We start from the raw sequence: 22,938 nt of genomic DNA, 5'->3' as shown, positions 1-22,938 counted from the left end.
TTCGCTGGGTTTTTTGTTGTCTATTTCTTTGGCAAATAAAAAAGCCTGCATAAAGCAGGCTTTTTAAATTGCTAACTTTTATAGGTTAGGCTGGCGTTAAGTCACTCTCGTAATCAAAACGCAGCTTTTTATCTTTAACCGATACTTTTACTGTACCGCCAGAGATTAGCTCGCCAAACAGTATTTCGTTTGCTAATTGCTTTTTAAGGTCTTCCTGAATAACACGTGCCATAGGGCGTGCGCCCATTGCTTTGTCATAGCCTTTGTCAGCCAACCATTCACGTGCTTTAGACGTCAGCTCAAGATTAACTGATTTCTTGTCTAGTTGCGCTTGAAGCTCCACAACAAACTTATCAACCACTTGTAAAATAACTTCTTTATCAAGGTGATTAAACCAAATAATGTTATCTAAGCGGTTTCTAAATTCTGGTGAAAATACTTTATTAATTTCACCCATTGCATCGTGCGTATGGTCTTGCTCACTAAAGCCAATCGACTTACGTGTGGTTTCTTGCACGCCGGCATTAGTGGTCATCACGACTACGACGTTTCTAAAGTCGGCTTTACGACCATTATTATCAGTTAGCGTACCGTGATCCATAACTTGCAATAAAATGTTGTAGATATCTGGATGGGCTTTTTCAATCTCATCCAAAAGTACAACAGCGTGTGGATTTTTAATGACCGCTTCTGTTAGTAAGCCGCCTTGTTCAAAACCAACATAACCCGGAGGCGCACCAATTAAACGGCTCACTGCATGGCGCTCAACATATTCAGACATATCAAAACGAATAAACTCAACGCCCATACACTTAGCTAGTTGCTTGGTAACCTCAGTTTTACCGACACCGGTTGGGCCTGCAAATAAGAACGAACCAACCGGTTTGTTCTCATTCGCTAAACCTGAACGCGACAAACGAATGGCAGAAGTTAATGCATCAATAGACTGATCTTGCCCAAACACTAACATTTTTAAGTTACGGTCTAAGTTTTTCAGCGTTTCTTTATCAGACGATGATACATTTTGTGGCGGGATACGCGCCATTTTTGACACAATCAGCTCGATATCAGAAACACCAATCGTTTTTTTACGTTTAGAGGTAGGTAACAAGCGTTGGCTTGCACCCGCTTCATCAATAACATCAATCGCTTTATCAGGCAGATGACGTTCGTTAATGTACTTAGCGCTAAGCTCGGCTGCCGCCTTCAACGCTTTTTGCGTGTAACGAATACCATGGTGTGCTTCATAACGCTCTTTTAAGCCGTTAAGAATTTTAGTGGTGTCTTCCACACTGGGCTCAAGCACATCAATTTTTTGAAAGCGACGTACCAAGGCACGGTCTTTCTCAAAAATATTTTTGTACTCACCATAGGTGGTAGAACCCATACACCGTAATTGTCCACTGGAAAGTAGCGGTTTAATTAAGTTTGAGGCATCCATTACCCCACCCGATGCAGCACCTGCACCGATAATGGTATGAATTTCATCTATAAATAAAATAGAGCCTGGTTTAGCTTGCAGCTCTTTTAATAAGCTTTTAAAGCGCTTCTCAAAATCGCCTCGGTATTTAGTACCGGCAAGCAAAGCGCCCATATCTAATGAGTAAACAACCGCATCAGCAATAACTTCAGGCACTTGTTCGTTAACAATTCGATACGCTAAACCCTCAGCGATGGCTGTTTTACCCACGCCGGCTTCACCAACCAATAATGGGTTATTCTTTTTACGACGACACAGCACTTGCACTGTGCGCTCTACTTCACTGTCACGGCCAACAAGCGGGTCAATATTACCCTCTTTAGCGTGTATATTAAGGTTAGTTGTAAAGCTGTCGAGCTTACTCGCTTCTTCACTGGCAACTTCTTGCACTTCTTCATGTATATCGTCAGTGTCATCGCCTAATTCGTCGTCACCTTTGGCAATCCCATGAGAAATAAAATTAACAATATCAAGGCGAGAAATATCATTCTTTTTAAGTAAATAAACTGCTTGGCTTTCTTGCTCAGAAAAAATAGCCACCAGCACATTTACACCAGTCACTTCATTTTTTCCCGAAGATTGCACATGAAATACTGCGCGCTGTAATACACGCTGAAAACCAAGCGTTGGTTGAGTTTCGCGTTCTTCTTCTAAATCAGGAATAACCGGTGTGGTTTCATCAATAAATTCAAGTAACTCTGTTTTTAATCCAGAAATGTCAACACCACACGCATTAAGCGCTTCTCCAGCTGATGGATTATCGAGTAGAGCTAATAAAAGATGCTCTACGGTCATAAACTCATGACGACGTGTACGCGCTTCACGAAACGCGGTGTTCAAAGTTAGTTCTAAGTCTTTATTTAGCATTGGCAACCCCTTACAGAGATAATAATTTTATACCGCACTTCAAAGATGAAAGTTCACCTTTGTGGTATTTATTCCTGCTCACAACTACATAGCAGTGGATGCTCGTTATCCCTTGAGTAGCGGTTAACTTGCTCAGCCTTGGTATGTGCTACATCGGCGCTGTAAACACCACAAATGCCCTTACCTTGCTGATGTATTTGCAGCATCACATCAGTTGCTCTATCGCTATCCATATTAAAAAACGTCATCAAGATCTCAATTACAAAATCCATCGGCGTGTAATCATCGTTGTTTAACACAACTTTATATTTTCGCGGTGGCTGCAACTTTTGCTTTTCACTATCGCGAACGGTGTCGATAACACCAGAATCTTTCATACCACTCATAATTAAATATAGTCTTGTCTTTGTAACTCAAGCAAACTTGAATAAAAAAATAAATAAAATGTTAAAAAATAACCCAAAACACTTGACTGGTTGCTTAAATAAACTACAGTCAAATGGTGATTGATTAAACCTTAGTCAGTCTAGCAAACAATACAGTTTAGGATAACTAAATTAGTCAACTTATAGAAGGATGTAGAAGTATGGCTTGTGGTAAAGTCAAATGGTTCAACAACGCCAAAGGTTTTGGTTTCATCGTAGAAGACGGTTGCGAGAACGACATTTTTGCTCATTACTCCACTATTGTAATGGACGGATACAAGACGCTTAAAGCTGGTCAAGATGTTACCTTCGAATTACAACAAGGCCCTAAAGGTCTACACGCTACTAATATAGCCCCTAACGGCGATATTTTAGAGTGATTGTAAATATGAGACTAAAGCGAGCGACCTATTTAGATCCTCGCTTAATTCCCTAAAACCCCTAACCACTTCTATATTAATTGCTTCATTGTTCGTTAATTCAACCCCACTCCTTGATTTTATTTTATCTACCCCAATAATTTCATTATTAGATGTTTAACTGCTGGCGTTTGGCGCGTAATCCTAGCCCTTTTTAGCCAAGCTTGTTACACTCTTTATCCTGTAAAACGTAATTACTTTAGCCTAATGGCTAGTTTAGATTTACATAAATTTTAGTTATAAAAGACACTAGTCCGTCAGGTGTGATTATTCTTACCTTGTTTAGGTTATACGAGTACCAACACCTAACAGACTACTCATTGCATACATTAATACTTTATTTATAAGGTATTAGGCGATGATTTCTTTGCATTGTTGAATTTGGCCAATGCGGCCTACTATCTAGGAATGATGATGACATCAAAAATTATCTATACAAAAACGGACGAAGCTCCGGCATTAGCAACGTATTCGTTGTTACCAATTATCCAAGCGTACACAAATGCGGCAGGTGTTGAAGTTGAAACACGCGACATCTCACTCGCTGGTCGTGTTATTGCGAGCTTCCCGGATTACCTAACAGAAGAACAACGCATTGGTGATGCACTTGCAGAACTTGGCGAAATGGCGAAAACACCAGAAGCTAATATCATTAAATTACCGAACATCAGTGCCTCAGTTCCACAACTTCGCGCTGTAATTAAAGAGCTTCAAGAAAAAGGTTATGCACTTCCAGAATACCCTGTAGAACCTAAAAACGATGAAGAAAAAGCGATTCAAGCCGCCTATGACAAAATTAAAGGCAGTGCAGTAAACCCTGTACTTCGTGAAGGTAACTCTGACCGTCGCGCACCAAGTTCAGTAAAAGAATATGCACGTAATAACCCACATTCAATGGGGGCATGGAGCAAAGATTCACAGTCTTATGTTGCAAGCATGGAAGAAGGTGACTTCTTTGGTTCAGAGCAATCACTAACTGTTGATGAAGCAACGGATGTTCGTATTGAACACGTAGCGGCTAATGGCGATATCACTGTACTTAAGCAAAGCACACCGCTACTTGCTGGTGAAGTTATTGATGCATCACGTATTAGTGCTGCAAAATTACAAGCATTCCTTGAAGCTGAAATTAATGCAGCTAAAGAAAAAGGCGTGTTATTTTCGCTTCATATGAAAGCGACCATGATGAAAGTATCTGATCCAATCATCTTTGGTCACGCTGTAAAAGTATTTTACAAAGACGTTTTTGCAAAACACGGTGCACTTTTTGAAGAGCTAGGTGTTGATGTAAATAACGGTTTAGGCGATGTGTACTCTAAAATTCAAACTTTAGATGACGCTAAGCGCGAAGAAATTGAAGCTGACATTCAAGCTGTTTACGCTGACCGCCCTGCTATCGCAATGGTTGATTCTCATCGTGGTATTACAAACTTACACGTACCAAGTGATGTGATCATCGATGCCTCTATGCCTGCTGCAATTCGTTCAAGCGGTCAAATGTGGAATAAAGACGATAAATTACAAGACACAAGCTTTGTAATTCCAGATCGTTGTTACTCTGGCGTTTACCAAGCAACGATTGATTTTTGTAAAGAGCACGGTGCATTTGATCCTACGACTATGGGTAGCGTACCAAACGTTGGCCTTATGGCTCAAAAAGCAGAAGAGTACGGCTCACACGATAAAACATTTGAAGCAAAAGCTGACGGTACTATCCGTGTTGTAGACACAAACGGTAATACGTTACTTGAGCACAGTGTTGAGAAAGGCGATATCTGGCGCATGTGTCAGGTTAAAGATGCACCTATTCAAGATTGGGTTAAACTTGCAGTAAACCGCGCTCGCGCAACAGGTAATCCGGCTATTTTCTGGTTAGATGCAGAACGTGCACACGATGCTGAGCTAATCAAAAAAGTAAATAAATACCTGCCAGATCACGACACTGCTGGCCTAGATATTCAAATTTTATCGCCAATGGATGCAACCTTGTTCTCACTAGCACGCATCAAAGAAGGTAAAGACACAATTTCTGTAACGGGTAACGTGTTACGTGATTACTTAACAGATTTATTCCCAATTTTAGAATTGGGTACTAGTGCTAAAATGCTTTCAATTGTGCCACTAATGAATGGCGGTGGTTTATTTGAAACTGGTGCGGGTGGCTCTGCTCCTAAGCACGTTCAACAATTTGAGAAAGAAAACCACTTACGTTGGGATTCTTTAGGTGAATTCTTAGCACTTGCTGCGTCACTTGAGCACCTAAGCACAACAACAGGTAACAAAAAAGCACAAGTACTTGCAGATACACTTGATAAAGCTACCGGCACATTCTTAGCTGAAAACAAGTCGCCTTCACGTAAAGTAAAAGAGATTGATAACCGTGGTTCTCATTTCTTCTTATCTTTATTCTGGGCACAAGAACTTGCTAAGCAAAATGATGACAGCGAGCTTAAAGCGCAGTTTACGCAAATTGCTAGCGACCTTGAAACTAACAAAGAGCAAATTGTTAGCGAGCTAAACGATGCACAGGGCCCAGCAATGGACATTGGCGGATACTTCCAGCCAAATGACGATGCAGCTTTTAAAGCAATGCGCCCAAGCACAACATTTAACGAGATTTTATCTAAACTGGTATAAATCCATTAAATGAATGAAAAGGCGCTCCAAAGAGCGCCTTTTTTTTGTGCCTAATACCAATTCGCTTATTTAAGTGGTTTACTTTGCAGATTGGTATAAGTAAAAGCTGTTCATAAAAAAGGCCGCTAATGCGGCCTTTTATATTCAACTAAACAAGTTTATTTAGTGTATGCACGTGGCATGTTTGATTCTGTTGTATAGCGCTCACGCAGTTTATCTTGACGAGATTCAGTACTTACCTCAACCCCATTAATAAACATTTTATTTACGTGGCTGCTCAGCTCAAACGGGTCATTACTCCACATTACAACATCAGCGGCTTTACCCACTTCTAAGCTACCAGCATTAATACCAAATACATCAGCCACATTTGAAGTCATCGCTTTTAATGCGCCTTGCTGGCTCATACCGTAAGACACTGCATTACCGGCATCATAGCGGAGCTGGTAAACATTATGACTGGCATCGCCACCCACAGTTAAAAGTACTTTAACACCGGCTTTTTCTAGTATGCCGGCATTATTTAGGCTTGCATGTAATGAATCAAAACTGCCTGGTAAGTTATCCATTGCACTGATGATCACAGGAATACCCGCTTTTGCGATTCGATCTTTAACTACAACGGCATCTTGCGCACCATTAAGAACAATATTTACCCCAAACTGCTGTTTCACTTTTATAAGTTCAACAATATCCGATGCACGCGACACACTAATTAGTAATGGCATATCGCCTTTTAGTACTTTAGCCATTATTTTATCTTCAGCACTTGGCTTAGCATCGTCTTTTTTAGCTTCTTTGCTTGCTTTAGTTTGGTGCTCATCTAACTTATTGATCAGTGTTTGCAATGTAAATGCACGAGAGCCTTTGCTTCGCTCACCCAAATGAACCACTAATGCCGCTTGCTTTTTGTTTACGCTTTCAAAGCTGCCGCTTAAATCCACCACACTGGCAAGGCCTGCAAATATGCTGTCACCGCCGTACGGGGTGATCAAATCGCGAGTAACACCGCCTTTACGTGCATAAGGGATTAGGCTTGAACGAGGGTTAAATGCCAAGCTTGCATCAAAATCAATACCTGCTTTTTCTTCTCCCGCATCGCGAGAGCCCGCAACCGCACCTACTTCAACTAAACCAAGTTGATTTACAGTGGCAATAAAACCAGGGGTCACGATTTGACCTTTGGCATCAATAATTTTATCTGCTTTAACATCGCTAGGATTAATTGCAGTGATTTTGCCATCATTCATTACGATGCTGGCAGACTCTAATACGCCTTGATCTGAGGATGTATGCAGTGTTGCGTTAATTATAGCAAGAGATTGAGCGCTCACCGCACCCGATGCTAGTAACCCTGCAGCAACCAGAGAAAGCGAAAACGAACGTGATAATTTTTTCATTCTGGGTGCTCCTTATTGTTGACCTAACATAAAATCACTTTGTGCTTGGAATGCGCTATCGTTTCTATCGTAAACTTTTGCGCCATCAACAAACACTTGCTCTGCTTTTGCGTAAACGCTAAATGGGCTTTGATTCCAAATAACCACATCAGCTTGTTTACCTGCTTCAAGTGAGCCTGTTTTATCTTCAATGCCGAGTGATTTAGCGGCATTAGCCGTGATCCACTTAATTGCATACTGCTCAGAAATATCAAAACCATTTTGGTTTGCACTGTACATTACTTTTGCGGCTTCTTGATTTAAGCGCTGAATGGTCGTGTCTGAGTCTGAATGCACAACGGCACATGAGTTTTTAACTGCATCAACAATCGCTACGTTCTCTTGTACCATATCGTAGGCTTCCATTTTAAAGCCCCACCAGTCTGGCCAAAGTGCTGCACACGAGCCATTTTCAGCCAGTAAATCTGCGATTTTATAGGCTTCAATACCGTGATGGAATGTACCCGCATGGTAATTAAACTCTTTAGAAAGGTCGATCATCATCGCCATTTCTTCAGCTTTATAACAGTGATTGTGAATACGAACCTCACCTTCTAAAACACCGCGAAGGGTATCGTATTTAATATCGCGGTGTGGAGCTTCTGGGTTTTTACCCGCAGCGTAATCAGCATCGTATTTGTCCCAAGCACGTTTGTACTCTTGAGCGCCAATCCAAGCTGTGCGATAGCCTGCCATATTACCCATACGTGTCATCGGTAATTCACCTTTACGGCCATAAACGCGTTTAGGGTTTTCACCACACGCCATTTTTAAACCGTATGGTGCATCAGGAAACTTCATCCCTTGCATGGTGTGAGCCGGTACATTTTTAAGGGTAACGCCACGTCCACCAAATAAATTAGCTGAACCTGGTAAAATTTGTAACGAGGTAATACCGCCTTCACGTGCGCGATTAAAACCTGGATCTTGTGGCCAAATTGAATGCTCAACCCATACTTCTGCTGTATTTGGGCTAGTCATTTCGTTGCCATCTTGGTGAGACTCAACCGACGGATTTGGATAAGCACCTAAATGAGAGTGAACATCAATAATACCTGGTGTTACCCATTTGCCTTGCGCATCGATAGTGGTGTCTGCGTTAGCGGTTAAATCTTTACCAACTTGCTGTACTTTACCATCAACAAGTAATACATCGGCTTCATCTAAACGCTCACCCGTGCCCGTTAATACAGTGGCATTGGTAATTAATGTGCTTGATGTAGCAACGGGTTGATAAGTACTTGGGTATGGGTTTTTATTAATGGTTACTTTTGCATCTTGCGGGCCGCTTTCTTGGCAACCAACAAGAGCCGCTGCTAAACCAACAGCTAACAATGAGGGAGCAAATTTTTGCATGTTTTTAGGTTCTCCTGTTTTTTTACTACTTTAGCGAAAGCAAACGCATAAAGCTAAAAAAACAGGTGAAAAGGCGGTTATTTAAGGTGAGTTTCTGTAATTATTTTTTTATATAATTGTTATAAAGCTTATCCAGTGCCCCTTCAGTGGTGAGCGATGGATCTTTACTAATAAAGTGTTTAACCGTTCGGGTTACAAAATCCGAATTTTGCTTATGTAATTTTGAAAAATCTTTAATTAATGTATTACCATCTTTTGCGGCAGTGACTTTATCATGACGATGCCTGTATTGGCTCAATGCCTTATTAAAATCGCCTTGATAATCCTCGACTAAAATTTTATAAAAATCACTTTTTTGTACTTTTAATACAGTAATGCAATAGTTAAGCGCTTCTTTAAAGTCGGTAAATACGGTGCCTTCTACATCAAACTCTTTGGTTTTTTCGCGCACCGTAACGCGCGCTTCTTCAGTGGCATAACTAAACCCTGTAAAGGCGAGTCGCTCAGCCGCTTCTTTACCGAGTTTCATGCCCGCTTGAATGCTGTGCGCAAATTCATCGCTCATGTCGCCAAGCTCGCTTTCTTCCCACATGTTGTACACACGTAAGGGCTTGGCGTATTTATTTGATAGTTTCTTTTTAAGCTTACTAAAACGCTCATCAATGGTCATTAAGCGTTCATTATGAAGTAATGCATGGCATTCATAACAAGCCGCAATAGCAACAAAATCTGCTTCTTCGCCTAAATCAATAATACTTTGTAACATGTGCAATGGTGGGCAATGATCGCGCTCTGTTGCCTCACACCCGCAATAAAAACATTGGTTAAAATGCTGTTGCTCACACGCATAAGCTTGCTGGTAGTAACTGGCTAACGTTTTATTCACAATTGCGCTCCAAAAATATAAAATGCCACAAATTTAGGGCGCGATAATAACAGTCTGAAAAAATATTTCAGTATGAAAACGCTAAAGTGTGTCAAAAATAAATTACTTAACCTGAACTTTGGTTAAGAGATTTAATAATATATTGAATTATATCAATAATTTAGTTCGTTTTCTCCAGCCAGAAATTTACAGTGAAAACAAGGCGAATTTTCGCGTCAATAGTGGGCCTATTTCAAGTAAATTCAACGCAGTTAGCGCTGAAAATAGCTGCTTGAGATAGATTTATTATCCATAGTTCAGGTTACTTATGAACAACTTTTCATACACCTACAAAATTGCACGATTTATATACACATCTTCTTACAGCTTGCCCCATTCAGTTAACAACATGCTGGCTACATTAAGCAATACTTAAGTTGCACATAAACAAAGAGGCAAATACTATGATTTCTTTCAAAGCAACTCTATATTCAACTGTATTATTGGGCGCAGCAACATTAACAGCGCCTGTAATGGCAACCACTTTTGTTGCCGCTGATTCATCACCCGGTACACAAGTTTGCATGGCCGTTGCATCTAACAAACAACTGACACTGCACAAAACAATTAAAGAGCTCCATACCAACAAGCATGTAATTGGCAAAAAATTACGCTGCAATGATTTATCAATGAATGATTTTGTAGCGCTTTATGATTTAGACAAATCTGCACGCTTTTTCAATATTGAGGCTACCACCAGCACATCAATAAGGGATTTGGCAAAGGTAAATAAACTGATGGTGGTTATTATGGCGGGATCTAAATAACCTAAATTATGACTAGGAAATCGGTTTTAATACGTTCAATTTACACGAATCAAACACGTTAAGCAGGGCTTAGTACCTGCTTAACGTGTATTTATTATTAAATAAGCGCTGCCAACAAACCAAACAAGCCACCAAATACCCCACCCCATACAACGAGCCAACCTAAATGCTCACGGATCATGGTTTGAATAATTTCTTTTACCATTTTAGGGGTGAGTTCATCTAGGCGTTCATCCACTAATTTAAGTACCGTATTATGTAAGCTTTCCGCGTTATTTCCTTGAGTAAGCATGTCGCTTAGTAGCATTTTAAAATCGTCGGTGTCGCTTATTTGTACCAGTGATAATTGCATTTTTTCGATAAATTTTTCTCGCATTGGCTCTACCGCCTCTGTACCGCCAAACATTGCCAGCATGCTGCCAAATTGTGATTGCTCTATCACCACTAATAAATTATCGAAAGCAGGATTTAAATCTACCTTTTCAATTACCGATTCAAAGTCTATCGTTGGCTGCGCCTTGCTTAGAAGCTTATCTATTTTATGCTCAGAAAAGAACTCCGTAAGTATTAAATTTCTTATAGCTACTTTAAAGCTTTCAAACTTGAGCGCAATCACCCCCGATCCATATAAAAACGGGACTTTTTCAAATAGCATATGAATAGCGAGTAAGTTTGTAACCGCACCAGAGAGTGCAAATAAGCCCACCGAAAGTACAATGGCTTGATCAAATACAAAACCAATAACAACACAACACGCTGCCAATAAGTTAGTGATAAAACTTTTATTCATTTTTATTCCGTTTCAGTGATTTGTATCAGAAATTGATAGTCTTAATTTTACACCGATTAATTTGTTTATTTAATCCCTTTTTGCCATAGTTTATTTATAGGTTTAAAAGGTGAGCAATTGTTATGTGGAAAACAATCAATCAACAGATCAGCCAAGCTATCCATTACGATTTTAAACACACCCATAAACGTCAGTTGCAAAACACATCAACCGATAAGCTTTTCCATATAAGTGATGGCAAGCACAATTATTTAGTTAAAATTGCGCAAAAAAATGAGCTTGATCGCTTTGAAGCACAAGCACAGGGCTTAAAACAACTCACTCAAAACAGTATATTTATGGTGCCCGACTGTATTACAACTGGCGCCAATATAGAATATGCGTTTATTGTATTAGAATGGCTTACACTTGATGACCTTCCCCACACGCATTGGTCAACGATGGGTGAACACCTTGCCATGTTGCATCAAAAACACGAGCAAGCGATGTTTGGTTTTGATACAGACAATTATTTAAGCTCTACGCCTCAACCAAATCAATGGCATAAAAAATGGGATGTATTTTTTGCAGAAGAACGTATTGGTTGGCAATTACAGCTATTAGCTGAAAAAGACATTGTGCTGGCAGACCCCGAACAACTGATAAATTTAGTAAAAGAGCAACTGCATAATCATCATGTTTTGCCCTCATTATTACATGGCGACTTTTGGCGCGGAAACATGGGATTTGTAAATAATATTCCGACCCTATTTGACCCTGCCTGCTATTACGGTGATCGAGAGGTCGATATTGCTATGAGTGAATTTTTTGCTCCATTACCCGATGAATTTTATAGCGCCTATGATCATCATTATCCACTCTCTCAGAACTACCAACATCGTAAGCTTATTTATCAGCTTTACCCTATTTTGAACCATGCCAATATTTATGCAGGCCATTACCTAAATCAGGCAAAAGAACACGTTGAAAAACTACTAAACTTAAATAAATGAGTAAACAAAATATAAGCACTATACTTATACTTGAACTCTACAAAATAAATCTATTCAAGCGTTATTTTTAGGGCTAATTGCATTGAATTTATTTGTAATAAATCACTGTTGATAGCTCAATATGAGTAAATCATTTAGTCAGAGTTCAAGCTACTTAGTATTAAGCCGTTATGTGCTATCTAGGTAAAATAACTTAATTTTTAAGGGGGTGTTATGAAAGACTTTTTATCACAACGTATCGCCTGCCCACATTGTGGACACCATATTCATTTAGACCTTGATGCCAGTATGGGCGACCAAGACTACTATGAAGAATGCAGTGCTTGCTGTAATCTAATTCACTTAAATATGCATATAGACTATGCACGTAATAAGTTAGAGTTACACGTGGACAGCGATGACGAACAAATATTTTAGCTATGTTGGCGCATGTAGTTTTCGACGGTGTTTATAATAGTGTATGTTTGCTGATCAACTTCTATATTAAATTCATCACCTACAACAGCTGCACCTAAATTAGTAATATCGAGTGTTTCTGGTATTAAGTGTAACCAAAAGCCATGCTCATCAATATTGCCAACCGTTAAACTGGCGCCATTAATAGATACAAACCCTTTGTATAACACATATCTTTGCCATTTTTGTGGCAGGCTAAGCTGTATTTTGTAGTTATTTTCTAGTTTAACTATTTGCACTATTTTGGCAGTACAATGAATATGACCAGAGACTATGTGCCCACCCAGCTCAGTACCAAACGACACCGAACGCTCGTAATTGACTAAACTACCCAATTCCAGTTGTCCAAGGTTAGTAAGCTGCAAAGTTTCGTCAATAACATCAAAATGCACTTGAGCCACCACATCTTGATTACTAAGCTCTACTTTAACTACCGTTAAGCAGCAACCATTTATAGCGATGCTAGCACCTAAGTCTAAATGCTTTACGTATTGCTCATTAACAGAAACGACTAAACGTAATACACCCTGCGTATGGGTTCTAGAGACTACTGTTGCTTGAGTTTGAATAATACCGGTAAACATAAAAATCGCTTCTCTTTCTAACAAAGTGCTAGTTTAACGTATCAATCGCTAAAATAATTCACTTAATAGCACTTTTATTCGCAACAAAAGTAAGCTTATGCAGCAATTTAATAGATTCGCTGATTGTCTACATAGATAGAGCAATCACAATAGATTACAATGCGCCCATGTTTTTCTGAATAGCTGTTTTTTATGACTTTTTGTAGTTGGGAAGCTAAACGTTTACTTTCCCTCGCCTTTCCCGTTTTTTTAGCACAAGTGACCTTAGTATTAATGTCAGTGGTTGATACCATTATGGCCGGACAAGTGAGTCCAACCGATCTCGCTGCCCTCTCAATTGCTACAGGAATATGGAACCCAATTTTATTAGCAATACAAGGTATTCTATTAGCCCTAACGGGAGTCATTGCTCAATTTGCGGGTGCTAAAGATCGCAACGGCATTAGCCATTATTTTCAGCAAGCGCTTTATTTAACGCTCCTTTTGAGTATTGCAGGTTTTTGTGCTGCCCAGCTTGCCAATACCGTTATTTTACAGCTTGATACTAGCCCGGCGATTGCGGGACTTGCTTTTGATTACATTCATTTTGTTAAATGGGGTGTATTTGGTTTTTTAATTTTTACCGTGTATAGAAATATGACCGAAGGCATGGGTATGACCAAGCCTGCATTTTATATCAGCCTACTCGGGCTTGCGGTAAATATTCCACTCAATTATATTTTTATTAAGGGCTTATTTGGTCTGCCAGCATTTGGGGGCGCTGGCTGTGGTATTGCCACCGCACTGGTATTTACTGTAATGGCTATTGCTCAAGTTACTTATTGCCAGCTGAGTAAAAAAATAGATGCCAAAGGCTTATTAACTGGCTTTGAAAAACCCAATTTTAAAACCATTGGTATTATTACCAAACTCGGTATTCCTATTTCACTCGCTACTTTTTTTGAAGTGACCTTGTTTGCCTGTATTCCCCTGTTTATTGCGCATTTGGGTGCGGTGGCTGTGTCTGGCCATCAAATTGCAGCCAGTGTGACTGCATTATTATTTATGATGCCTCTGAGCCTCTCAATTGCCATTAGCATACGAATTGGTAATTTATTTGGGCAAAATCATTTAGATCAATTAAAAGTAGCGGTATCGACAAGTTATATTATGGCGGCTATGGTTGCGTTGTTTATCGCTTTTATTACATTTATAGGGCGTGATGTGATTAGCCAGTTATATAGCGATAGCCCTGCGGTACTTGCGCTTGCTTCATCAATTATGATTTTAGCCTGTATTTACCAACTTCCTGATGCATTACAAGTAGCTGCAAACGGTATTTTACGTGGTTTAAAACACACAGCGCCGATTTCGTATATCACTTTTATTTCTTATTGGTTAATCGGCTTTAGTTTAGGCTACGTATTAGCAAGAACAGACATGATAGTGCCAGCAATGGGCCCGCATGGTTTTTGGATAGGCATTATCGTTGGCTTATCAGTTGCAGCTATACTACTGATGCTGACCGTTCATAGGCGATTTAAACGTGAACCATTTATTCTCACTTAAACAATCAATCTATACCAAACTGCCGCTTAATTGGTTATTGGCGGCGTGTTGTATGGTGCTTTTGGGCTGCTCAGAGCAGCCCAGTGAGGCAAATAAAACCTATTTGTCTCGCTTGAGTAATACCTTACAAACGCCTGAGCCACACACAAAGCCACTGCAACAATTAGCCTTAGTAGAGCCTGTTGAAGCGTTGCAACCTACCATTAAAATTGGCATAACTGAACTAGCTGGTATTAGCCAATGTAAACTTAACGTTCTGATAAGCGAGCATAATAATCAATTAGGCAAAACAGCCACCGCTGCTAGCCAATTGAAATACCAAATAGATTTTATTCAAAGCGCGCAAAACTGTTTAAACACCTTAGATAAACAAAGCAACGTTCACAGTAAAATTGCAGCGGCAAAAACCCAAAAACAAACTCAACTCGCTCATTATTTTAATAATGTTTTATATAGTGAACCTGAACTGAGCAGCACTTGGCAGCTTACTGGCCAAGAACTCAGCACCCAACCAGCTGGGTTTAGCGACACAGTTGAGGCGCTTAAAAAGCTAACTACCATAAAACACCAAATAGAAACGAAAAAGAGTATGGCAATAAACAGCGATGATATTTTGTCAGCGCTTGAACCGCTCAACAGATACAAATTTGACCAACAGCTTATTCAAGCTGCGCGAGAACAAATTAGCTTAAATCATACAGCAACCCAGTTTGTAAATTCATTAGTAGTAGAAGATATCTGCCCTAAAGGGAAAAACAAGCAGCAGGCTAAAATTGTCAGTAATATATTTAATAAATATTATTTAAAACAAATACAGCCTTATCAAGCACAGCTGAGCGGGTATTTAGAAACATTGCAGCCGCTTTATATGCAGCTATGGTTTAATCAAGCAGTGAGTAGTGAAGCGGTAAATGCCCTACTTGACCCAAATTCTAACAACTTACTCTCTCAGCTAAAAGCGTCAGCAAAAGAGCATGTTATCTGGTGGCAAAAATTTTATAAAACGTGCGAAATCAGTCCAATATGAATAAAAAAACGGCAAATAAACTTAAAAACCATAAACATGCTTGATTCACCACTCATCACGCTATATATTAGCGACCGTTGTTAAGCAATTAACAATTCTTAAATACAGAAGTACGACTGTAGCTCAGTTGGGCGAGATTGGACCGAAGCGAAGCTTCGCAGCCGAACGAGGTGAAGGCAGGACGCCGACAGGATAAAGCTTCATGGATGAATTAAATAGTACGTAAACTCATAGTACGACTGTAGCTCAGTTGGTTAGAGCACTACCTTGACATGGTAGGGGTCGGTGGTTCGAATCCACTCAGTCGTACCAATTACAAAAAACACCTCAAGAAAAAGCACTACCTACTCTTAATCACCCGCTCCAAAGGTTGGTGGTTCGAATCCACTCAGTCGTACCAATAAAAAAAGAACGTAGGTCGGTTAAGTGGCGAAGCCGCGCCACCCGACATTGATGAAACACCCGACATTAGGTTGCATTCCAACACCAAACGCCATCCAACATAAAGCAAAGCATGCACAGGTAATGACCAATACCAACATCGTCGGATGGCGCCTTTGAATTATCCAACATCGTCGGATGACGCCTCCGAATTATCCAACATCGTCGGATGACGCCTCTGAATTATCCAACATCGTCGGATGACGCTTCCGAATTATCCAACATCGTCGGATGACGCCTCCGGCTTATCCAACCTACGTTCATTATTGTTAACGTATGTGAAACACCCGACATAAAATATATTATATTATTCCCCACACCAATTACGGCTGTACATTCCTGATGCGACCGCTTTATGAAAGCTTGAATAAGGCCAATCAACCACCCGTTCAACCAAACCATGTTTAAGCGGATTAAAATGAACATAATTTACATGGTGCCAATAATCACGTTCATCAACAATGGTATGCTCCCAAAAACGGCGTTGCCAAATCCCTCGTTCATTTTTATTAATGCGTGCGAGTGATACATGTTCGTTTTTAGGCAAGCCTTTAGAAAAACGTTTTTTAATTTCGCGCCAACGACCAGAATAATCGCTATCACCTTCGGGTAAAGTTAACACTGCATGCATATGATCAGGCAACACCACCCACGCATCAATATAAAATGGTTTATGCATTTTTACCCAGCGCACAGCCCCACGCAATAAATCAATATGCTCAACCAATAATGACTCTTTACGATCCTGCAAATTAACCGTAAAAAAATACGTTCCTCCCGGTTGATAATTTCGACGATATCTCACAAAAAATCTCCTTATAATAAACGGCTAATACCTCTGGGTTATTCAATATCGTAGGATAACGCCTTTGAATTATCCAACATCGTCGGATGACGCCTCCGAATTATCCAACATCGTCGGATGACGCCTCCGGCTTATCCAACCTACGTTAATTGTTGGGAACGTAGGTCGGTTAAGTGGCGAAGCCGCGCCACCCGACATTGTGTAACCTACCACCATCAAGCAACGCCCAACATCAAAAAACATACCAAGAAAAAGCGCACACGCTCTAAACTTCCTTAATAAATATTAGGTAACATCCATTTAATCACGTTGCAAAGTCAGAATTTATTGCTTGAAAATTAATACTATGTTAACAAGTAGGCTATCTTATAAGATGAAATATCAGAAAGTATTCTAGGAAAGGATTTACCTGTGAAGTCTGCCGCACTCATTACATTACTATTGCTATTTATTTTTGCTGGGCAAGTTCAAGCTAAAACCCTAGTCAAAGTGGGTGGCTATGAATTTCCTCCCTACATAGAGATTGTTGACGGCCGTGCTTCAGGCCTTACCGTAGAGCTAATTAGCGAACTTAATAAAATACAATCTGACTATCATTTTGAGCTTGTGCTCACCACACCTATTCGGCGCTTTAAAGATTATCAGCAAGGTTTGTTCGATGCGGTATTTTTTGAAGATCCAAACTGGAGGTGGCTACAAGGCAACCATATAATCAGTAGCTCCCCTGTGATAGCAACAGACAGCGAAGTATTTATTGCTTTAAAGCAATTTGCAAAGTCACAAGCTTGGTTTGATAACTTAGACGATAAAACCCTCATTGGGATTTTAGGCTATCACTATCAGTTAGCAAACTTTGAAAACAATCCATCAATACTTGAAAACGAATATAAAATGACGTTACTGAGCAGTCATAAAAAAAGTATTGAATTAGTATTAAAAAAACGCAGCGATATGGCGATTGTTACCCGTTCTTACTTAAATCAATACCTCAATAAATACCCAGAAAGTAAAAAAAAGCTGCTTATCTCTGAACGCGTCGCGCAAACCTATAAACACCAATTATTAATTCGCCCTACACACCAACTTAATGTAAACACACTTTATAAAATAGTAAAAAAAACACTTGCACAAAATACCCTAGCAACCAAATTAAAGATACTTGGCCTACAACAACATGATATTTAGTGGTGCTGCTTTAATACTTAATAACATTACAAATAACTTAATGGCAATAACTAGAAAATTTGCTATTTTCATCGTGTGTCGCAAACTCAACCAGCGTCATCAATAAATCACTGTGTTTATGGGTAAAGCCAGTACTAGAAAGGCGTTTTTCTAAATAGGACGTAAAGTTTTTTCGTTGCAGGTGTTGGCTATGTAATTTTATTAACAGCTCTGATTGCTTTTGATTAATTAACCGCGTCTCGTAAATCGGGTCTTCATCTGGCCAATTCTCTACAGGCGAGCCCTTTTGCTTAAACACAAAATCACTAAGTGAACGCTCGATTTGATTATAATCGTGCTCCCCTAGCAGTTTTTCTATTTCCTTTAATAAGCTTGAGTACAAAACACGCGGGAAAAGCTTGTAAAAATCATGATTTTTAAAGGGCTCTCCTTGTGGAGTTTGCTGCCAATTTTCAAAACTTGCTCGCAAAGCCTGAACTAATATACGTCCTACATAATGGCTTTTTTGGAATGAGACACCTTGCGATTCTAGCCTTGAAAGTACGTGATTTAAACGTTGCTTTAAGCTACGTACTTCTAGCTGCAATTCGCTTTTTTCTGTCTCTAATAATTGTATTTCTTGAGCACTGGTTGTTATTTTTTGCTCTAGTTTATTTATTTTAACTTGCGCGCCATAAAACAAATCACGGGTATCATTGAGCTCAGCCATAACACTGGCATTTTTTAATTTAATACTCGAATTACCCTCAATAGCATAAGTAGTAAGCTGTTTGCTCTGAGAGAGCGCTTTATTTAAAGTACTTTCTAACTTGCTCTCAATAACTTGCCCAGACTTACTGCCTTTAAGTAAAGAATGTAAGGTTGAAGAAATATGCTTTTGGTACCAATTTTGGATCTGCTCACACTGCACATCAGATAAATTAGCAAATGGATTGTCTTCACTTATTGGCTTGTTAGCCATAAAAATTCCCTCTAGTAAAAAGACTTTTTGTTGTTATGTCGTATTAAAGTGAAATTACTTACCTTTGCATGTTAATAGCTATCGCTTTTTAAGGCTATATTTAATTGTTTGTATACTAGAAGAACCTCACTATTTAAGTTGTTTATTCCAAATAACGCACTAAACTTAAAATTAAAGATAAAAATGCATTATCCTTATGAGAATATTTTTAATCGCTGCCTTAGTACTATCATTTTTCACTTACGCACAACCGGCGCCAGTAACCTATACGGTCGACAATAAAAATATCACACTTCCCGGAGAGAAATACAAAAGCGGCTATGGCTATAATTTAAAAGCCGATACAGTTCTTCGCTTAGTTACACTTAATTGGCCCCCTTATATAGACGATCACTTATGCAATAAGGGCTGGCTATATCAACTTACAGTAAGCATGTTAGTAAAACGCGGCTATGGTGTACATATAGAGCTTTACCCTTGGGCGCGTGCCGTTCGTGAAGCTGAATTAGGTAAAGCTGATATTTTATTTCCTGAGTATTTTATTAATGACGATGTAATGTCAGAAAACATTTTAACCAAAACACGTAATCAGTTATTGGCGTTATCTGAGCCCATTCCTGGTGGTGACTTATCATTTGTAGCACTTAGAGATCACAGCATAAATTACGATGGCAGTATTGAGTCTGTAAAAAACAGGGTTATGGGGGTGGTACGTTCATATAAAAATAGTAAAGAATTAGATGAACTTATTGAACAAGGCGAAATAAAAACCATCGTTGCTAACAGTGAGTATCAGCTTATTCATTTGCTTTTAAATGGTCGGGTTGAGCTTATTGTTGCCGACTTAGAAGTGCTAAGAGCCAGTATTTATAAATCACTATTATCAGCTAGAGAAAAAAAGAGGATGCTTAGTGCGCTAGTTGCATTAACGCCAAGCATAGAATACAAAGCCCTGTATTATGAAATCAGTAAAAGTACGCCTAATTGGCAATTTATCTTAGATGATATCAACGCAGAAATAGCGATTATGCGTGCAAATAATGAATTTGAGCGCTTCATAAAAACTAAAAAACAGCAGTGTTATAACCTCGATTAAGCCGTAGACAGCTAAATTTGAGCGTGACTGTTTTCAGTTTTATCTACTCATAGTCTAAGCTTTGGTTAAACACCACCGTTTGGTTCCGTCCGGTTGTTTTTGCATTATAAAGTGCGGTATCGGCATTTCTTAATAGTCCCTGCAGCGAACACGACTCAGAAGTCAAACTTGATACACCACTGCTTATTGTATAACTCACCTGCCCGCCACTTGATAACTGCACTGGGTTATCTTTTAAATGATCTTGCAACTTTGCTAAGGTTTTAACAACGGTACTGACACATTTGGTAGGCGAAACAATGCAAAACTCTTCTCCTCCTAAACGCGCTATAATATCATCACTGTCACAAAATGATTTAAACGTAGCAGCTATGCTTTGCAACACACTATCTCCGCCTTCGTGGCCAAATTGATCGTTAATGCGCTTAAAGTGGTCTATATCTATCATCGTAAGGGTTAAGTGCTGGCTGTCTTTAATACACTCATCAAGTGCAAGTTTAGCTGTTTCCATAAACCCTCTTCGGTTGAGCAAATTAGTAAGCGGATCTTTAATGGTTAAATCTTTTAGTTGTGCTTGATACTGCTTCATTTTTGTAATATCGCGCTCAATCGCTGCATAGTAAGCCACCTCACCTAACGCATTTTTTAATGGAAAAATATTCATATCAATCCAATAAGGCTCACCTGATTTTTTATAATTTAGAATTTGCTCAGATACTTGCTGTTTATTTTCTAGCGCATGCCTAATTTTATCGCGTGTGGCTTGTTGAGTTTTAGCGCCTTGTAAAATGCGCGGCGTTTTACCTCTAACTTCATCTAAATGATAACCCGTTACTTTAGTAAACGATTGGTTTGCATAAACAATTTTAGGGCCATCATTAGTAATAGGGCTTGCCTCGGTAACTAAAATAACGTCGCTGGCTAATTCAACAATTTCTTTAAATGGAATAGCTTGTTTTTGATGAGTAATATCTATAAAAGTGACGACTATTTCAGCAATGTTATTCTGCTCGTCAAACTCTGGATAAGCGTTACATAGCACCCATGTAATTTCGTCGCTTGAGCTATCACATATACCTATTTCAAGATTCATCAGTGGTTTTTGGGTTTCAATAACAATGCTAACAGGATACTGAGAACTCTGCAGTGGTTGACGAAATTCATCCAGTAATTTCCATTTACTATCAAACGAGTCGCGCCCTAACGCTTGCTCTTTTGTTAAACGTAAAATATTTAAAGCCGCAGGATTTGCATACAAAATTCCTGTGTCTGGTGAATGCACCACCACACCGGTTTGTAAGTTTTGTATTAACCTTTCTGCATTTAGCCTTGATAAATCCATTAATGTACTCCGTACAAACTGTATTGAAAAAATACACGGGCTAGTGTTCATTTCAATATAAGTGAATATTTGCCGACATAACAGAAAAAATGTTGCTGTTTATTGAGCACCCCTCAACAAAGTACATTTTACAACCTACTGAATTGCTAAATAAAAAAGCCGCAAACTAAGTTAAGTTCGCGGCTTATTATTTTACTATAGTACGTATTTTGGGTGCTAGTTAGTCATAATCAAATGGCGCTCTTACCCAGCCTTCCATTAATACACGTGCGCTGCGGCTCATACTCGCTTTAGTCACTTGCCATTGGCCATTTGTAACAACCGCCTCGGCACCTACTTTAAGTGTGCCCGATGGATGACCAAAGTTAACCTGGTTAATAGCACCGCCACCAGCGGCCAAATTAACTAATGTTCCGTCAATTGCGGCTGCTGTGCCAATAGCGACAGCGGCTGTGCCCATCATTGCATGGTGTAACTTACCCATTGACATTGCACGTACTAACAAATCTATATCGCTTGCATTAACCTGCTTACCACTTGATGATTTGTAATTAAGCGGTGCAGCCACAAACGCCACTTTAGGTGTGTGTTGGCGTGCTTGCGCTTCATTAATAGTACTAATTAGTCCCATTTTTACCGCGCCATAGGCACGAATGGTTTCAAGCTTAGTGAGTGCGGCTTCATCAGCGTTTATATCATCTTGTAGCTCAGTACCGGTATAACCAATATCGCTGGCATTTACAAAAATAGTCGGGATACCTGCGTTGATCATAGTTGCTTTTAATGTCCCCACACCTGGTACTTCTAAATCATCAACCACATTGCCTGTTGGAAATAGCGCACCATCACCATCAGCAGGGTCAATAAATTCAAGCTTTACTTCAGCGGCAGGAAACGTCACACCATCTAACTCAAAGTCACCGGTTTCTTGTACTGCACCGTTAGTCATGGGTACATGCACTAAAATACTTTTTTTAATGTTCGCCTGCCATACGCGCACAATAGCAATGCCATTATCCGGTACGCGAGATTTATCAACTAAACCATTGCTGATGGCAAACGCGCCAACGGCAGAGGTTAAGTTTCCGCAGTTACCACTCCAATCAACAAACGCTTTATCAATGGCGACTTGACCAAATAAATAATCAACATCGTGATCGGGCTGTTCACTCTTACTCAAAATAACCGTTTTACTGGTACTTGAGGTTGCTCCGCCCATGCCGTCGGTTTGTTTACCGTATGCATCTGGGCTACCAATAACGCGTAATAATAAGCTATCGCGCGCCGCACCTGCCACTTGGGCTGGTGCGGGTAAATCGGTTAAATTAAAAAAAACCCCTTTACTCGTGCCACCACGCATATAGGTCGCAGGCACTTTAATTTGTGGTTTAAACAT

20 protein-coding genes and 1 tRNA gene are annotated in these 22,938 nt (G+C 39.6%); 10 read left to right on the top strand and 11 right to left on the bottom strand.

Annotated features, from left to right (window positions below; genetic code table 11):
• Positions 1–85 precede the first annotated feature (85 nt).
• Entirely contained in the window at positions 86–2,347 is a 2,262-nt protein-coding gene (gene clpA / locus PSM_RS06485; RefSeq protein WP_013464752.1) for an ATP-dependent Clp protease ATP-binding subunit ClpA, read from the bottom strand.
• Between the two features lie 68 nt (positions 2,348–2,415).
• Complete coding sequence (gene clpS, locus PSM_RS06480; protein ID WP_008110102.1) at positions 2,416–2,724, bottom strand: ATP-dependent Clp protease adapter ClpS; 309 nt, start codon at positions 2,722–2,724, stop codon at positions 2,416–2,418.
• Positions 2,725–2,933: 209 nt separating this feature from the next.
• On the opposite strand from clpS, the gene cspD reads away from it, so the two are divergent.
• Entirely contained in the window at positions 2,934–3,152 is a 219-nt protein-coding gene (cspD, locus tag PSM_RS06475) for a cold shock domain-containing protein CspD (protein ID WP_013464751.1), read from the top strand.
• A 453-nt stretch (positions 3,153–3,605) separates the two neighbouring features.
• Positions 3,606–5,828 carry an NADP-dependent isocitrate dehydrogenase gene (locus tag PSM_RS06470; protein WP_013464750.1) on the top strand — a complete coding sequence of 741 codons (2,223 nt, stop codon included), beginning with the start codon at positions 3,606–3,608 and terminating at the stop codon, positions 5,826–5,828.
• Between the two features lie 158 nt (positions 5,829–5,986).
• Here PSM_RS06470 and PSM_RS06465 read toward each other — a convergent pair whose 3' ends face one another.
• From PSM_RS06465 to PSM_RS06455, 3 genes are all read right to left on the bottom strand, one after another.
• Entirely contained in the window at positions 5,987–7,228 is a 1,242-nt protein-coding gene (locus tag PSM_RS06465) for an amidohydrolase family protein (protein ID WP_013464749.1), read from the bottom strand.
• A 12-nt stretch (positions 7,229–7,240) separates the two neighbouring features.
• Positions 7,241–8,623 (bottom strand): amidohydrolase, encoded by a 1,383-nt coding sequence (locus PSM_RS06460; protein ID WP_013464748.1) that lies wholly within the window; start codon positions 8,621–8,623, stop codon positions 7,241–7,243.
• A gap of 100 nt (positions 8,624–8,723) precedes the next feature.
• Entirely contained in the window at positions 8,724–9,509 is a 786-nt protein-coding gene (locus PSM_RS06455) for a hypothetical protein (RefSeq protein WP_013464747.1), read from the bottom strand.
• A gap of 443 nt (positions 9,510–9,952) precedes the next feature.
• Between PSM_RS06455 and PSM_RS06450 the strand changes: the two genes are divergently transcribed.
• Positions 9,953–10,315: a DUF3718 domain-containing protein gene (locus tag PSM_RS06450; RefSeq protein ID WP_008465151.1), complete on the top strand. Its 363-nt coding sequence runs from the start codon at positions 9,953–9,955 to the stop codon at positions 10,313–10,315.
• Positions 10,316–10,412: 97 nt separating this feature from the next.
• On the opposite strand, the gene PSM_RS06445 is transcribed toward PSM_RS06450, so the two are convergent.
• On the bottom strand, positions 10,413–11,105 hold the full coding sequence (locus tag PSM_RS06445) for a hypothetical protein (RefSeq protein ID WP_013464744.1): 693 nt from the start codon (positions 11,103–11,105) through the stop codon (positions 10,413–10,415).
• 122 nt (positions 11,106–11,227) lie between these two features.
• Here PSM_RS06445 and PSM_RS06440 point away from each other — a divergent pair, with 122 nt between their 5' ends.
• Positions 11,228–12,097 (top strand): fructosamine kinase family protein, encoded by an 870-nt coding sequence (locus tag PSM_RS06440; RefSeq protein WP_013464743.1) that lies wholly within the window; start codon positions 11,228–11,230, stop codon positions 12,095–12,097.
• 213 nt (positions 12,098–12,310) lie between these two features.
• Positions 12,311–12,514 carry a CPXCG motif-containing cysteine-rich protein gene (locus PSM_RS06435; RefSeq protein ID WP_008464077.1) on the top strand — a complete coding sequence of 68 codons (204 nt, stop codon included), beginning with the start codon at positions 12,311–12,313 and terminating at the stop codon, positions 12,512–12,514.
• Here the strand turns inward: PSM_RS06435 and PSM_RS06430 are convergent.
• Positions 12,511–13,137: a riboflavin synthase gene (locus PSM_RS06430; protein ID WP_013464742.1), complete on the bottom strand. Its 627-nt coding sequence runs from the start codon at positions 13,135–13,137 to the stop codon at positions 12,511–12,513. The two genes, PSM_RS06435 and PSM_RS06430, sit on opposite strands and share 4 nt — an antisense overlap.
• 192 nt (positions 13,138–13,329) lie before the next feature.
• Between PSM_RS06430 and PSM_RS06425 the strand changes: the two genes are divergently transcribed.
• The 3 genes from PSM_RS06425 (at position 13,330) to PSM_RS06415 (ending at position 16,024) form a co-directional block, all read left to right on the top strand.
• Positions 13,330–14,685: an MATE family efflux transporter gene (locus PSM_RS06425; RefSeq protein ID WP_013464741.1), complete on the top strand. Its 1,356-nt coding sequence runs from the start codon at positions 13,330–13,332 to the stop codon at positions 14,683–14,685.
• Positions 14,663–15,712, top strand: coding sequence for a DUF3080 family protein (locus PSM_RS06420; protein WP_013464740.1), 1,050 nt, complete (start codon positions 14,663–14,665; stop codon positions 15,710–15,712). Before PSM_RS06425 ends, PSM_RS06420 begins: the two co-directional genes overlap by 23 nt.
• Before the next feature lie 235 nt (positions 15,713–15,947).
• A tRNA-Val gene (locus tag PSM_RS06415) sits at positions 15,948–16,024 on the top strand.
• A gap of 436 nt (positions 16,025–16,460) precedes the next feature.
• Here the strand turns inward: PSM_RS06415 and PSM_RS06410 are convergent.
• On the bottom strand, positions 16,461–16,958 hold the full coding sequence (locus PSM_RS06410) for an REP-associated tyrosine transposase (protein WP_013464739.1): 498 nt from the start codon (positions 16,956–16,958) through the stop codon (positions 16,461–16,463).
• A gap of 411 nt (positions 16,959–17,369) precedes the next feature.
• Between PSM_RS06410 and PSM_RS06405 the strand changes: the two genes are divergently transcribed.
• Positions 17,370–18,143, top strand: coding sequence for a transporter substrate-binding domain-containing protein (locus PSM_RS06405; protein WP_013464738.1), 774 nt, complete (start codon positions 17,370–17,372; stop codon positions 18,141–18,143).
• A gap of 37 nt (positions 18,144–18,180) precedes the next feature.
• Here PSM_RS06405 and PSM_RS06400 read toward each other — a convergent pair whose 3' ends face one another.
• Positions 18,181–19,104, bottom strand: a complete 924-nt coding sequence (locus PSM_RS06400; protein WP_013464737.1) for a hypothetical protein — start codon at positions 19,102–19,104, stop codon at positions 18,181–18,183.
• Between the two features lie 196 nt (positions 19,105–19,300).
• Here PSM_RS06400 and PSM_RS06395 point away from each other — a divergent pair, with 196 nt between their 5' ends.
• Positions 19,301–20,200 carry a substrate-binding periplasmic protein gene (locus tag PSM_RS06395; protein WP_041695689.1) on the top strand — a complete coding sequence of 300 codons (900 nt, stop codon included), beginning with the start codon at positions 19,301–19,303 and terminating at the stop codon, positions 20,198–20,200.
• Positions 20,201–20,243: 43 nt separating this feature from the next.
• Here PSM_RS06395 and PSM_RS06390 read toward each other — a convergent pair whose 3' ends face one another.
• Positions 20,244–21,542: a sensor domain-containing diguanylate cyclase gene (locus PSM_RS06390; RefSeq protein WP_013464735.1), complete on the bottom strand. Its 1,299-nt coding sequence runs from the start codon at positions 21,540–21,542 to the stop codon at positions 20,244–20,246.
• A gap of 220 nt (positions 21,543–21,762) precedes the next feature.
• Entirely contained in the window at positions 21,763–22,938 is a 1,176-nt protein-coding gene (gene prpF / locus PSM_RS06385; protein ID WP_013464734.1) for a 2-methylaconitate cis-trans isomerase PrpF, read from the bottom strand.

Source organism: Pseudoalteromonas sp. SM9913 (assembly GCF_000184065.1).
Classification (GTDB): domain Bacteria; phylum Pseudomonadota; class Gammaproteobacteria; order Enterobacterales; family Alteromonadaceae; genus Pseudoalteromonas; species Pseudoalteromonas tetraodonis.
This window is presented reverse-complemented; position numbering and strand designations above follow the sequence as displayed.